Raw genomic sequence first — 13,575 nt, 5'->3', positions numbered from 1 at the left:
GGCTCGGACGGAGCGGAACTCCTCGAACCGCTCTGGGGAGGGGAAACGGTCAGTGTGGGACGTCGTCAGGCTCCCTGAAGTGCCTGCTCGACCTCGGAGCTGGTCGGCATCGCGGTCGAGCACTCCCGCCGCGAGGCGACGATCGCCCCGGCCACGTTCGCGAACCGCACGGTCTGCTCCAGGTCCCAGCCCTCGAGGAGGCCGTGGCAGAGCGCTCCACCGAACCCGTCGCCCGCACCCAGGCCGTTGACGACCTCCACGGGGAACGGCGGGACCTGGACCGTCTTGTCGCGGGTCTTGGCGAGCACGCCCTTCGGCCCCTGCTTCACGACCGCGAGCTCGACCCCGTGCTCCAGCAGTGCGTCGGCGGCACGGTGCGGATCCGTCTCGCCGACCGCGACCTCGCACTCCTCGCTGTTGCCGACCGCGACGGTCACGTTCGGGAGCGCCCGCTGGACCTCGCGAGTTGCGTCCGCCGGCGAGAGCCAGAACATCGGCCGGTAGTCGAGGTCGAGCACGGTGTGACGTCGCCGGCCGCGTGCGGTCAACGCGACGTGGTGGGCCGAGCGGCTCGGCTCCTCGGTGAGGCCGGTGACCGTCAGCCAGAAGACGCCTGCGTCGTGGATCGCGTCAAGGTCGAGCGAGTCCGCGGTGATCGCGAGGTCTGGGGCCTTCGGCCTCCGGTAGAAGTAGAGGGGGAACCTGTCAGGCGGGAAGATCTCGCAGAACGTCACGGGCGTGAGCAGGTCCAGCTCGACGCCGACGAACGCGTCGGAGACGCCGAGGCGGACGAGCTCGCGCCGCACGAAGCGTCCGAAGGGGTCGGAGCCGGTGCGGGTGATGACAGCGGTGCGGTGGCCGTGCCGGGCGGCGGCGATCGCCACGTTGGTGGCGCTGCCGCCGAGGTACTTGCCGAAAGTCTCGACGTCCTCGAGGCCCACGCCGTCCTGGAGCGGGTAGATGTCGACGCCGACGCGGCCGACCGTGATGACGTCGAAGGTCGCGGGTGTGGTGTTCATGTGCTGGCGTACCGGGTGACTCAGACGGAGGGCAGGATCTGGTCCCGCACGAGGGCGTCGAGGTCGGCGGTCGCCGCCAGGAACTGGCGCAGCGTATGGCGGGTGGCGCCGAACTCGTCGAACTCCGCAGGCGTGAGCCCGTCGACGTCGTAGGCCTTGCGGAACTCGGGGAGCCGCTCATAGAGGGTGTCGACGATCTCCTGGTCGACGGGTACGTCGATGCGGCGTGCGGCGTCGAACGGGTTGGCGTTGATGCGGACCTGCCAGTCGAACGGGGGTGACACGACAAGGTCGCCGCCGACGAGCTCGCTCCACTGGAGCTGGTTGCGGAACGCGGCGGAGAGCACGCGGGTGCGCAGACCCCGCTCGGTGAAGGTGCGGTAGGCCTTCTTCAGGGCCGCGACGCCGCCCCACTCGAGCACGCCGGGGTCGAGGAGCACCCGGTCGCGCACGGCGACCGCCTTGAGCCAGTCGTCGAGACGGCCGCCCATGATGGTGCAGACGGGACCCATCGACGCCGTGTCCTTGCCCTCGGCGTCGCGGCGGTCCAAGCCGCGCTCGATCGCCTCGGCGACGGCCACTGCCTGGGCGACGGTGAAGGACACGGTGGCGTTGATGCTGACGCCCCGGTACGTCGCCTCCTCGATGGCCACGATGCCCGAGCTGGTCGCCGGGATCTTGACGATCATGTTGGGGGCCAAGGCGTGGAACCGCTCGGCCTGCGCAACGAGCGCCTCGGGGTTGTTGTGGAGCCGCGGGTCCGTCTGGATCGACAGGCGCCCGTTGCGGCCGGCATGCTCGACGAACGCGGGCTCGAGGAGCGCCGCAGCCTCGACCGACATCTGCTCGACCGCTGCCCAGCCCACCTGGGACTCGGAGAACGTCGGGTTCTCCGCGGCGATCTGCCGCAGGCGCGGGCCCCACTCGTCGAGGTGGCGGCCGATCGTCGTCAGTGCGATGACGGGGTTGCACGTCGCGCCGACCGCCCCGTACTCGATCGACCGGCGCAGCTCGTCGAGGTCCGCGGAGTCGTTCCACAGGGCCGTCAGGGTGGTGCGAGCGGCCCGCAGGGTAGGCGGGAGCGCGTCGTCGACGATCGAGCTCGCGTCCGCGCGTGCGGCGGAATGGGTGTCGGTCACAAGATGCTCCTTCATATCTGTCGTGCCGAATGAGCGGCATGGAGTACCGCGGCGGCCGAGGCAACGGCAGCGGCGACGTCGCCGTCGGGCGGGTAGAGGAGGGCCCGGCCGACGACGAGGCCCCGCACCGTGGGCTGCACCAGTGCACGGCCCCAGTCCTTCAGGTCCCGCTCCGGGTCAGCGCTGGGCACGCCGCCCAGGACGACGCAGGGCAGCGTCGTGGCGCCGAACACCACCTCGGGATCGTCGCAGGCGGGCATCTTGAGCCAGGTGAAGGCGCTCGTGGTGCCCAGACCGCTGGCCACGGTGACCGCCCGGGCGAGGGACTTGGCGTCCTTGAGGAGCGTGCGCCTGCCGTCGTCCTCGAAGCGGTACGGCAGCGGCTCGACCATCGAGATGAGCCCGAGGGCCGCGAGCTCGCTCACGGCGATCGAGCAGCCCTCGATGGTGTCCGCCGTCAGCACATCCTGGTCGTCGATGCGCAGCAGCATCTTGCCGCCCTCGAGCCGACACGCGGCGATGCTGGCGGCGTCGTACGCGGTGAAACGGTCGTCCATGGTCCACGTCGCTCCGTCGAGGCCGCCGCGGTTCATCGATCCGATCACGACCTTGCCCTCGAGCGCCCCGAGAAGCAGCAGCTCCTCGATCACGTCCGGGGTCCCGAGCACGCCGTCGACATCCGGGTTCTCCAGTGCGGTGACGAGACGCGCAAGAAGCGTCCGGCGGTCAGCCATCGCCATCGGGTTCCCGCCCGAGGCGAGCGCACCTCGCGCCGGGTGGTCGGCCGCGACGAGGAACAACGTCCGCTTCGTCGAGAGCAGCGGCTCCGGGCGGCGCCGGGTCGCGTACCCCCGCGCGATCGCGGTGGGGTCGGTGGCCCGCACCTCGAGCAGGCGGTCCCACTGCTCGTCGGTCAGGTCCGGCGTCGTGGCCTCGCGGGTCAGGTAGTTGGTCATGCCGGTGCTCCTTGGGGTGTCAGTGCTCGACGACGCCGGAGCGCCGGCCGGCCTCGACCAGGTTCTGGGCGGCGAACTCGATGCCCTCGATCTGGCCGAACGACGCGTCCTCGTGCTCGATGTTGACGTGCAGGTCCGGGTTGGCCTTGTGCAGCGCCGTCAGGAACCGGCTCCAGAACTCCACGTCGTGGCCGCGACCGACGGCGACGAACGACCAGCCCGGCACCGCCGGCCAGCGGGTCACGGTGTAGTGGCCGCCGAGGCCGACCGGGTTCTCCTCTTCGGGGATCCACTCGAACCGGTCGTCGAGGACGCCGTTGACCTGGGCGGTCTCGTGGATGAGCGTGTCCTTGGCCGCGGCGAAGAACACCAGGTCTCCGAGCTCCTCGATCGCCGCCACAGGGTCGATCCACTGCCAGAAGAGGTGGCTGGGGTCCATCTCCGCACCCACGTGAGTGCGGCCGCCCTCGGGGGTCGTCAGCTCGGCGAGGCGCTTGAGCGTTGCCGGGTTGAAGACCAGGTTGTGGGGGTGCATCTCGATGGCGACGTTGACGTCGTTCTCCGCGGCGAGGAGCTGGATCTCCGTCCAGTACGGGACGGCGACCTCGTTCCACTGGTAGTCGAGGCTCTCCTTGTAGGCGGAGTCCCACGGGATGACGTTCCACGACGGACGGGTCGTCCCGGGCTCCGACCCGGGGAGCCCGGACATGGTGATGACCGTCTTCACGCCGAGCAGCGCCGCGAGCCGGATCGACCGCCGTACGTCCTCGGCGTGCTTGGACCGCACCTCCTCGTCGGGGTGGAGGGGGTTGCCGTTGCAGTTGAGGGCGGTGAGCTCGATCCCGTGCCGGTCGAAGGTCGCGAGGTAGTCGCGGCGTGCGTCCTCGCTCTCGAGCAGCTCGTCGACAGGGCAGTGCGGTGTGCCGATGAACCCGCCGGAGTTCACCTCGACCGAGGTCAGGCCGAGGCCACCAAGGATGGACAGCGCGTCGTCGAGGGTCTTGTCGTGCAGGCAGGCGGTGTAGGCGCCGAGCTTCATATCGATACTCCTTGGTGCTGGTTCTTGGTGTCAGGCGAGAGTGACCGTCTTGCCGCCGTCGGCGGCGGACTCGCTCACGGCGGCGAGGATCTCCATGTTGTGGAGGCCGTGCGCGAGCGACGGGACGGTCGGGAGCTTTCCGAGGCCGGCGACCTGGTCCAGGAACGCTCGGGCCTGCCAGGCGAACAGCTCGTTCTGGCCGTGGCCCACGGACGGGAAGTCCATCGGGATGCCCTTGAGGATGCCGGGGTGCTGGGGGCCGATGAGCACCTGGCGGTAGCCGTTGGTCCGGCTGCCGGCGCTCTGGTCGGCGAAGGTGAACTCGCCGGGCCGGTTGAGGTCGAACCCAGCGGCACCCGTGCCGCCGAAGATCTCGAACCCCAGGCCGTTCGGGAGCCCGTGCGCGACCCGGCTGATGGAGAACGTGCCGACGGCACCGCCGGCGAAGGTGGCGGTGAAGGTGGCGATGTCCTCGTTCTCCACCGGCTCGGTCTCGTCGCTGACCGCCCCGCCGGCGTGACCGACGGTCGCGCCGAGCGGCTTCGGGCGCTCACGGGTGAACGTCTGGAAGACCGCCCCGCTCACGCTCGCGATCGGCCCGCAGAGGTACTCCCCCAGGTCGATCATGTGGCTGCCGATGTCGGCGAGCGCGCCCGTCCCGGGGGCGCCCTTGTAGCGCCAGCTGATCGGGTTCTTCGGATCCTGCGCGTAGTCGCACCAGTAGTGGCCGTTGAAGTGCCGCAGGTCGCCGATCGCGCCGGCCTGGACCTGCTCGCGGATCGCATTGATCCCGGGGGTGCGGCGGAAGGAGAAGCCGACGCCGGACTGGCTGTCGGCGGTCTCGGCGGCCGCCACCATCGCCTTTGCGTCCTCCACCGACGGCGCCAGCGGCTTCTCGCACAGGACGTGCTTCCCGGCTGCGAGCAGTGCCTCCACGACCGGTCTGTGCAGCACGTTCGCGATCGCCACCGAGACCACGTCGACGTCGGGCGCCTCCACGATCGCCTGCCACGAGGTCTCCGCGCGTTCGTAGCCGAAGCGCCGGGCGCCGTCGACCGCGAACGGCTCATGGGTGTCCGCGATCGCGACCAGCCGGATGTCCGGCAGGTCGAGATCGTAGAGCTGGCTGGCGGCACGGTAGCCGGCGGCGTGGGCACGTCCGACCATTCCGGCACCGATGACGGCGATACCAAGGGAGTTCTTAGTCATTTCACGTTGCTTTCTGTCGTCGATCGAACGTCTGGGACCGTCAGGCGGTCGGCTTCTGGTGGTCGGCGAGCTGCTCGAGCTCCGCCGGGTCGGGCACCTGGCCGGCGTGCTCGCGCTGGTAGGCCTCGATCTCTGCTTCGAGCTCGGCCATCGCCTCGCCGCCCGCCATGAGGTCGGTGATCTCCTCGCGCGTACGTTCGCCCTTGCGGAAGTCGGCGGCGAGGGTTCCGCGAATAAGGACCGCGAAGTGGTCGCCGACCGCCATGGCGTGGGTGACGTTGTGGGTCACGAGGATGACGGCGATGCCCTTCTGGCGCGCTTGCATGATGATGCGCAGGACATGTGCGGCTTCCTTGACACCCAGCGCCGCGGTCGGCTCGTCGAGGATCAGCACGTTGGCGCCGAAGTAGACGGCACGGCCGATCGCCAGAGCCTGGCGTTCACCTCCGGACAGTCCACCCACGAGCCGGTCGCCGTCAGTCACCCTGGTGATGCCCAGCGCGCGTATCTCGCGCACCGCCACCTCGCCGGCGAACTTCCGGTCGAACCGCCTTAGGGGGCCCCAGCCCTTGGTCGGCTCGGCGCCCACGAAGAACGAGCGCCCGATGCTCATCAGCGGGAAGGTTCCACCGAACTGGTGGACGCAGGCGATCCCGTGTTCGCCGGCGTCCCTGGGGCTCTTGAAGGTCGCCGGCTTCCCGTCGACCTCGAAAGTGCCGGACGTCGGCTCGTGGAAGCCCGAGAGCACCTTGATCAGGGTGGACTTGCCGGCGCCGTTGTCGCCGAGCAGGCACAGCACCTCGCCCGGCCGGACTTCGAGGGAGATGTCGTGCAGGACGGCGGTGGCGCCGTACGACTTGGAGACGTCGGTCAGCTTCAGGAGCGGCTCGGACATGCTCACGCCTTCCTCTTCGGTGCGTAGGACAGGGCCATCTTTCGGAAGGTGTTGTTCATCAGGACCGCGGCAAGCAGCAGGATGCCGAGGATGAGGCTGGCCCAGTCGGAGTTCCAGCCGGTGTAGTAGATGCCCTGCTGGACGATGGCGAAGGTCAGCGTGCCCAGCACGACGCCGACAACCGATCCGTAGCCGCCGGTCAGGAGTACTCCGCCGATGACGACCGCGATGATCGAGTTGAAGACGAACGCCTGACCGTTGGCGACCTGGGCGCTGTTGTAAAGGAGTGTCTGGATCACCCCGACCAGGGCGGCGCCGAGAGCGCTACCCATGAAGAGGGCGATCTTCACCTTCGGGACAGGGATGCCGGTGGCACGGGCGCTCACGGTGTCGCCGCCGACAGCGAGGATCCAGTTGCCGTAGCGGCTGGCGTGCAGCATCCAGCCCACGACGAGCACGACGCCGATCCACCAGAAGATGGCGACCTCGAACTTGTTCGCCAGCAGGGTGCCGAACAGTTCCTTGGCCGGTGACCCGGGGTCGATGGCGACGCTGGTGGTGCCGGTGATCACGCGGGAGAGGCCGAGGGTCAGCCCGGCCAGGCCGAAGTTGGTGGCGAGGGTGACCACGAACGACGGCACTCCGGTGCGCGTGACCAAGAGACCGTTGAGGAAGCCCGTGAGCAGGCCGAGGCCGAGCGCAAGGAGGATGCCCAGCCCGACCGGCGCCCCCCAGTGCCCCGAGACGATTGCCAGCGTCATCGAGCTCGAGGCGAGGACCGAGCCGACGGAAAGGTCCAGCTCGCCCGAGATCATCAGCAGTCCTACCGGGATCGCGATGATGCCCAGCTCCGCTGCGACGTTGAGCCAGCTGGCCGTTCCGCCAGCGGAAAGGAACTGGGACCCGCCGAAGATCGCGAAGAACACGAAGACGCTGAGTGTCCCGATCAGGGCGCCGGTCTCGGGCCGGCGAACCAGGTTGCCGAGCGCAGCGCCCCTCGACTCGGAAGGGACCGTCGCGCCATCCGATGCGGGCGCGGTGGAGGTGTGTACAGGTGCCATGACTCTCTTGCTCTCGAAAGGGTCGTTGCCGACGTCGTCGGCGAGGGCTGTGGTGCCGAATCCTGGTGAGACCCGGCATCCGGAGGGTCAGCGCACGCCGGCTTCCGCGCCTGCGATCGCGGACTCGACGTTGGAGCCGTCGATGATGGCCGGCCCGGTCAGGAGCGGACGCTGGGGCAGCTCGATGCCGTAGAGCACGTAGCTGTTGGCCATGGAGACGGCCAGGTAACCCTGCATGTAGGGCTGCTGGTCGATGGCGAAGAGCTGCGTGCCGTCCTTGATCCGGCTGAGCTGGGTCTCGTCCAGGTCGAAGGTCCCGAGCGACACGCGGTCCCCGAGTTCGGCCTGCTCGATCGCGCTCGCCGCGGCGTCGGCGTCACCGGTGCCGATGGTCACGACCGCATCGACCGTGTCGTCCTTGAGGAGGGCCGCCTTGATGCCCTGGGACACCGCCGTGGGGTTGCCGAAGCTCGAGGACGGCATTGGGAGCTGCTCGGCCTCGCCGCCGCTCCCCTCGACACCCTCGGCCAGTCCGGCGCAGCGGGCCTCGCTGTTCGCGGCGCCAGGGAGGGTGTTGACGCACAGGACGTGCTGGACCCCCTGCTCGCCGAGGTACTCCCCGCCGGCGACGCCGGCCTCGTGGTCGTCGCTGCCGATGTAGTTGAGCGCACCCACGCTGTCGGCCGCCTCCAGGCCGCCGGAGTTGTAGATGAAGAGCGGGATGCCCTTGTCCACGACGCGCTTGAACGCGGCGTCCTCCGCCTCGGGCACCCAGTCCGGCCCGACGACGACGTCCGCGCCGTTGCTCACCGCGGTGTCGATAAGCTTGGCCGCATCGGGCCCGAGGTTGTCGTAGTTCTGCGGACCGAGCCACGTCACGCTGCCGCCGGTCGACTCCGCGACCTTGGCCGCGTCTTCCGCGCCACGCTTGACGCGGGACCAGAACGGGTCGTCCGACTTTCCGCCGACGACATAGATGTCGACCCCGCCGGCGCCGCCCCCACTTGCCGTGGTGGCTTCGTCGTCGGTGCCGGTGCTCGAGCTGCTGCCCGAGTTGCAGGCGCTCACAAGCAGCAGCGTTGCTGCCGCCATGGTTGCCAGGCCCGTGCGGACCCAGGTGCGCTTCGTGCTCACGAAGATTCTCCCTTTCTCGACCGGACTGCGCCGGTGGCCGTGACCTTTCGGAGACCCCGCAGCCGGTGCCGGTACTTCTCTGGACCGTTGTGGCGCCGGTGGTTCTTCTCTGGACCGCTTGGCGCGCCGATCACAAGTGAAGCCTTTGAGATTGCGCGGTGTCAACACTTTCAGCGAACTTTTTAGAACGCTCTAGGCGCCGAGACCTAGACCGCTCTAGCGCGTGGCGCTAGAACGCTCTAGACTTCGCACGTCAGAGCGATCCGCCCAGGTCGGTGCTCCACCGGTACCGGTTAGGGTTTGCCTGACGTCGACGCAGGGAAGTGAGGGAGCATGGCGGAGGATCTGTGGTCGCAGCGGCGGACCACGCTCGCGGACGTCGCCAAAGCTGCCGGTGTCTCTCGGGCGCTGGTATCGATCGTCATGCGCGACGCGCCCGGTGCCAGCGCGGCCAGCCGCGAGCGCATCCTCGCGGTGGCCAAGGAACTCGACTACCGGCCGGACGTCCGGGCACGGTCGCTGGCGAGCCTGAAGGCACACGTCATCGGCGTGCTCTTCGGAAGGGCGGGGCGCTTCCACTTCGAGCTCATCGACGGCCTGTACAGCGCGGCGGAGGAGCGGGGATGGAACCTCGCGCTCAGCGCGCTGACCAACAGCCGTGATGAGAAGCAGGCCCTGGAGTCCCTGCAGGACTTCCGCCTGGACGCACTGGTCATGCTCGGCCCGCCGGTACCTGATCCGCTGCTGGCAGGACACGTCCCGACGGTGGTGGTGGGTTGGCACGTCGACCACCCCGACGTCGACATCGTGCGCACGTCCGACGAGCACGGCCTGACGCTGGCCGTGGACCACCTCGTGTCGCTGGGCCACCGCCGGATCGCCCACCTCGAGGGTGGCTCTGGTCTCGTGTCGCAGTCGCGACGCCGCGCCTACAGCAGCGCGATGCGGGCCCGCGGGCTGGCGGACCAGATCCGGGTCGTCCCGTGCGGCGGCGAGGACCAGCTGGACGGACAGCGCGCCGCGCGGGCACTGCTCCAGGAGGACGCGGAGTCGCCGACCGCGATCGTCGCCTTCAACGACGACATCGCCGCCGCCGCGATGAGCGTGCTCGCCCAGGAGGGGATCGATGTGCCCGGCGACGTGTCGGTCATCGGCTTCGACGACAGCGAGCTGGCCATGCTCCCCGGGGTCGACCTGACCAGCGTCCAGCAGGTGCCGCGCGAGCTGGCCCGGCTCGCGGTCGAACGCGCCGTGGCGCGCAGCGACGGCGCCGAGGTGGCCGACCGCGAGATCGTGCTGGAGCCCGAGCTGACCGTGCGCCGCAGCACCGGCCCCGTCCGCGAACGCTGACGTGGTCGCCGACCTGTCAGCGGTCGACTGGACCCTGCTCGCGCTCTCGGGGCTCATGGTCGGTTTCGCGAAGACGGCGGTCGGCGGTGTGGGATCGCTCGCCGTCGTCCTGTTCGCCGTCGTGCTGCCGGCGCGCGAATCGACCGGCGCGCTGCTCCCGCTGCTGATCGCCGGGGACCTGGTCGCCGTGGCGCTCTACCGCCGTCACGGGTCAGCCCGCGAGCTGGTCCGCCTGCTTCCGGGCGTGGTGCCGGGGCTGCTTCTCGGCGCCTGGTTCGTCGCTCGCGTTGACAACACGACCATGACGCTGGCCATCGGAGCGGTCCTTGTCGTCATGGGGGCGGTGCAGATCGGGCTGCGGCTCACCCGCCGTCACCAAGACCTGCGTGAGCCGCCGACAGTCCATCCGGTCTGGACCGCGGCCATCGGAGCGGTCGCCGGGTTCGCCACGATGACGGCCAACGCGGCAGGCCCGGTGATGGCGCTGTACCTGGTCATGGCCGGGCTGCCGATGCTCCAGATGCTCGGCACCGGCGCGTGGTTCTTCCTGGTGGTCAACCTGCTCAAGGTGCCGCTCAGCACCTCTCTCGACCTCATCAGCTGGTCCTCGTTGCTCCTCGATGCCTGCCTGGTTCCGGCGATGCTGCTCGGAGCCTTCGTCGGAGCCCGGCTCGTGCGTCGCTGGCGCCAACGACAGTTCGAGCTGGCGACCTTGGCGATGAGCATCGTCGCCGCCGGTCTACTCATCGCATCAGCCTGATGCGCAGGATGCTCGCGCTTCAGCCGAGTCGCGACCTGACGACCCGCGCTCACCGCGGCGCGGGCTCGTCGCCTGGGCACTGACCGTGCGGCCTGCCAGGCGCTGATGACTCCGGTGGCGCGTTCGGCAAGGTGGCGCGCCGGACTGCGTGAGTCGGACCACGTGCTCAGGTCGGTGCGGATGATCTCCGCGATGCTGTGCTCCGCCAGCGCCGCGATCGTCATCGACGGGTTGCACGCACCGGTGGAGCCGGGGATGCGGGCGCCGTCGAGCACGTAGAGCCCCGGGTTCCCGTGGACCCGCCCGTAGAGGTCGACGGCGTCTCCCATGGGGACACCGCCAAGCGCGTGCCAGGTACCCGGCGCCTTCGCGTCGGTGTCGACCATCATGCCCCCGCCCGCCTCGGCGAGGCGGTTCATGTAGCCGGCGATCACCGCCTGCAGCTCGGCGTCCCCGCTCGCGGGCCAGGTCAGGTGGGCGTCGTCGTCGGCCTTGTCGTAGGTCCAGTTGCCGGCGGCGTCCACGACCCCGAAGCCGACGACGGTCATCATCTTGATCCCCGGTGGCTGCTCGGGGGATCCGGCGTGGATCACCGTGAACGGGATCGGGCTGTCGGTGTCGCGGCCGCCGACACAGGCCGGTCCGCCCTGCACCGTCCCGATATCGGCGTCCATCCCGATCCAGGCGTAGATGCGGTCGCCGTTGTTGCCCCACTGGGTGCCGACGGCGTCGGGCAGGTCGGGCACGAGGCCCTTGGTCTTCGCCTTGACGAGGAGGCGCGTGGTCCCGGTCGACCCGGCGTTCAGGAAGACGGCGTCCGCGACGATCGTCTTGTGCTCCAGGACGGTGCCGTCGGTGTCGATCCGGTCGATGTACAGCTCCCAGAGCCCCTCGCCATTGCGGGCGAGGTCGCGGACGACGTGGAGTGTCTCGATGCGGAGGTTGCCCGTCTCCTCCGCCGCGCGCAGGTAGGTCACGTCGATCGACTTCTTGCCGCCGTTGTTGACGCCGAACGCGATGTCGCTGGTGGTGTAGGTCGGCTCGTATCGGCCGTCGAGCTCGCCGCGCACGTACTCCCAGTCGACGGGCAGCGGCACATGGAACGGCTCGAGGCCCGCATCGGGCGCGGCGTCGAGAAAGGCCCGCGACGAGGCGTAAGGGTCGGAGGCGAGGACGTCGTCGGGCACGGTGGAGACGCCCAGCATCCGCGCCACGGTGGGGTAGGCCCACGCGTCGAGCTCGTCGTAGAGGTGAGCCGCGAGCGGCATCGAGGCCGCGAAGTCCTCCCTCGACGGCTGCAGCGTCATCCCGTGGTACATGAGCGAGCCCCCGCCGAGGGCGGCGCCACAGGTGGCGGTCATGCCGTCGCCGACGACCTCCTCGAGCACCCCCGTGTAAGGCGCCCAGGTCTTGTCGATGTTGCGGATGACGCTGTGGTCGGTCAGCCAGGCGGACCGGTTGTCCATGGTGGAGAACCTGGCGAAGGTGGTCGCGTCGGGGCCGGTCTCCCAGCGCATGCCGCGCTCGAGAAGGAGGGTCGGGAACCCTGCCTCGGTGAGACGCAGCGCGGTCACCCCGCCTCCGTAGCCCGAGCCGACGACAACAGCACGCTCGCGATGGATGGTGTGGGGAACTGGTTCGGTGATCTCGGACATGATGTCTCCTCGGGGCCTGATGGCGAGCCGGGCGGGATGCTCGCCTCGTCCTGCCACCAAAATCGCAAGATCTACCGGTCTACGAATCGTCCAGGTGGACGGGCTGTCGTACTGCAAACGCAGTACGACCACCTCGGCGAGCTCGCCGAGCGGGGGTCGTGGCGAGCTCGCGCTCCTGCTGTGCGGTGAGCTGCGCGTAGTGCCCGGCCATGCTCGCGACGCACACGAGCGAGAGACCGGACGCGGCTACGTACTCGAACGCGTCGATCACGTGCGCGGTGCCGATCCTGCTGGCGACGGCCTCGCCCATGCCTCCGGCGCCGGTGACGACCACCACCTCATCCTGCGTGTCAGGCCGGTGCGCCAGCGCTGACCGCCTCCCGTGGGGTCGTCGTCTCGCCGTCGGACAGGTCGCCGACAGCGTCGTGCCAGGTGGCGCCCGCGGCGATGCGCTGCCGCCACGGGCGGACCGCCCGGGGCGGCATGCCGATGGCGAGCACGCCCGCGAGCCGGTCGCCGGTGCGGTACGCAGCCAGGAAGCGCCGCTCGGCCGGGTCGCCCTCGACGATCCGGACCTCGTCGTGCCCACGCAGATCTTCATGCCGTACTGGTCCGACCAGAAGTACGGCACCGGCGCGAACGGCCGGGGCGCATCCGGGTTCAGCAGGTTGCGGGCCACCGCCAGGCCCTGTTCCCCCGCATGTGTGCGGTGCTCGATCCACATCGAGGCCCCGAACAAGGGGTTGTCCCACCGGGCCACGTCCCCGACCCCGTACACGCCCGGGGCCGCTGCGCAGTACTCGTCGCAGACCAGACCGTCCGCGACGGGCAGCCCGCTCAGCTCCAGCCACCCGGTATTGGGCACCGAGCCGATTGCGAGCAGCACGTCGTCGGCCTCCACGGTCGTGCCGTCGGCCAGCTCCAGCCCGCCATCGTGCACCTGCGTGACTCCGACGCCGGTGCGCACGTCCACGCCCCGCTCGCGATGTGCCTGGGTCAGCACCTGGCCGACCTCCGCACCCACCGCGTGCGCCAGGGGCACCGGGGCCGGCTCCACGACCGTGACCTCGCAGCCCAGGCCACGGGCCACCGGACCCGACTCGTCCCTGTCAAGAGTCCATCTGTCCGCTTTGCCGAGGGGCTTTGGATCGAAACGCCCCGATTTGCGAGCCTTGACTCTTCACCCCTTGACGGCGCCCCCTCTTCGCCATGGCCGATAACGCCAGGGCCAAATGTTCACCTTCGCAGGGCGGCCTGTGGATAACTTTCCCCGGGTGCGCGCGTTTATCCCCAACATCCACAGGCTTGTCCACAAAGGCGCAGGTAAAGCAGGTTGTCCGGGATGCCGGAGGTGAACT

At 69.7% G+C, this 13,575-nt stretch carries 11 protein-coding genes and 1 pseudogene; 2 read left to right on the top strand and 10 right to left on the bottom strand.

Features of this window, described 5'->3' with window-relative positions:
- Positions 1-65 precede the first annotated feature (65 nt).
- From iolC to IE250_RS23710, 8 genes are all read right to left on the bottom strand, one after another.
- Entirely contained in the window at positions 66-1,019 is a 954-nt protein-coding gene (iolC, locus tag IE250_RS23745; protein WP_189671793.1) for a 5-dehydro-2-deoxygluconokinase, read from the bottom strand.
- Positions 1,020-1,039: 20 nt separating this feature from the next.
- Complete coding sequence (locus tag IE250_RS23740; RefSeq protein WP_308434183.1) at positions 1,040-2,158, bottom strand: transaldolase family protein; 1,119 nt, start codon at positions 2,156-2,158, stop codon at positions 1,040-1,042.
- An 11-nt stretch (positions 2,159-2,169) separates the two neighbouring features.
- Positions 2,170-3,114, bottom strand: a complete 945-nt coding sequence (locus IE250_RS23735; protein ID WP_189671791.1) for a Cgl0159 family (beta/alpha)8-fold protein — start codon at positions 3,112-3,114, stop codon at positions 2,170-2,172.
- Between the two features lie 19 nt (positions 3,115-3,133).
- On the bottom strand, positions 3,134-4,153 hold the full coding sequence (locus tag IE250_RS23730) for a sugar phosphate isomerase/epimerase family protein (protein WP_189671790.1): 1,020 nt from the start codon (positions 4,151-4,153) through the stop codon (positions 3,134-3,136).
- 30 nt (positions 4,154-4,183) lie between these two features.
- The gene (locus tag IE250_RS23725; RefSeq protein WP_189671789.1) at positions 4,184-5,362 is read right to left on the bottom strand and encodes a Gfo/Idh/MocA family protein; all 1,179 of its coding nucleotides are present in this window, start codon (positions 5,360-5,362) and stop codon (positions 4,184-4,186) included.
- 40 nt (positions 5,363-5,402) lie between these two features.
- A complete protein-coding gene (locus IE250_RS23720; RefSeq protein ID WP_189671788.1) occupies positions 5,403-6,257 on the bottom strand; it encodes an ATP-binding cassette domain-containing protein in 855 nt (284 codons plus the stop codon).
- A 2-nt stretch (positions 6,258-6,259) separates the two neighbouring features.
- The gene (locus IE250_RS23715) at positions 6,260-7,318 is read right to left on the bottom strand and encodes an ABC transporter permease (protein ID WP_189671787.1); all 1,059 of its coding nucleotides are present in this window, start codon (positions 7,316-7,318) and stop codon (positions 6,260-6,262) included.
- Positions 7,319-7,405: 87 nt separating this feature from the next.
- The gene (locus tag IE250_RS23710; protein WP_229872725.1) at positions 7,406-8,452 is read right to left on the bottom strand and encodes a sugar ABC transporter substrate-binding protein; all 1,047 of its coding nucleotides are present in this window, start codon (positions 8,450-8,452) and stop codon (positions 7,406-7,408) included.
- A 333-nt stretch (positions 8,453-8,785) separates the two neighbouring features.
- Between IE250_RS23710 and IE250_RS23705 the strand changes: the two genes are divergently transcribed.
- Complete coding sequence (locus IE250_RS23705) at positions 8,786-9,802, top strand: LacI family DNA-binding transcriptional regulator (protein ID WP_189671786.1); 1,017 nt, start codon at positions 8,786-8,788, stop codon at positions 9,800-9,802.
- Between the two features lie 55 nt (positions 9,803-9,857).
- Complete coding sequence (locus IE250_RS25105; RefSeq protein ID WP_189671817.1) at positions 9,858-10,562, top strand: sulfite exporter TauE/SafE family protein; 705 nt, start codon at positions 9,858-9,860, stop codon at positions 10,560-10,562.
- A gap of 215 nt (positions 10,563-10,777) precedes the next feature.
- Here the strand turns inward: IE250_RS25105 and IE250_RS25100 are convergent.
- Positions 10,778-10,948, bottom strand: a pseudogene (locus IE250_RS25100) (GMC oxidoreductase); the annotation flags it as partial.
- Positions 10,949-12,296: 1,348 nt separating this feature from the next.
- Positions 12,297-13,307, bottom strand: coding sequence for an FAD-dependent oxidoreductase (locus tag IE250_RS23685; RefSeq protein WP_229872723.1), 1,011 nt, complete (start codon positions 13,305-13,307; stop codon positions 12,297-12,299).
- Positions 13,308-13,575 lie beyond the last annotated feature (268 nt).

It is taken from the genome of Promicromonospora soli (assembly GCF_014653785.1).
GTDB lineage: Bacteria > Actinomycetota > Actinomycetes > Actinomycetales > Cellulomonadaceae > Promicromonospora > Promicromonospora soli.
Note: the sequence above shows the minus strand (reverse complement) of the source record. Positions and strands in the feature narration are given on the sequence as shown.

Coding starts and splice junctions, on each gene's coding strand:
- iolC (WP_189671793.1), bottom strand. CDS start 1,019: ATGAACACCACACCCGCGACCTTCGACGTCATCACGGTCGGCCGCGTC.
- IE250_RS23735 (WP_189671791.1), bottom strand. CDS start 3,114: ATGACCAACTACCTGACCCGCGAGGCCACGACGCCGGACCTGACCGAC.
- IE250_RS23730 (WP_189671790.1), bottom strand. CDS start 4,153: ATGAAGCTCGGCGCCTACACCGCCTGCCTGCACGACAAGACCCTCGAC.
- IE250_RS23725 (WP_189671789.1), bottom strand. CDS start 5,362: ATGACTAAGAACTCCCTTGGTATCGCCGTCATCGGTGCCGGAATGGTC.
- IE250_RS23720 (WP_189671788.1), bottom strand. CDS start 6,257: ATGTCCGAGCCGCTCCTGAAGCTGACCGACGTCTCCAAGTCGTACGGC.
- IE250_RS23715 (WP_189671787.1), bottom strand. CDS start 7,318: ATGGCACCTGTACACACCTCCACCGCGCCCGCATCGGATGGCGCGACG.
- IE250_RS23705 (WP_189671786.1), top strand. CDS start 8,786: ATGGCGGAGGATCTGTGGTCGCAGCGGCGGACCACGCTCGCGGACGTC.
- IE250_RS25105 (WP_189671817.1), top strand. CDS start 9,858: ATGGTCGGTTTCGCGAAGACGGCGGTCGGCGGTGTGGGATCGCTCGCC.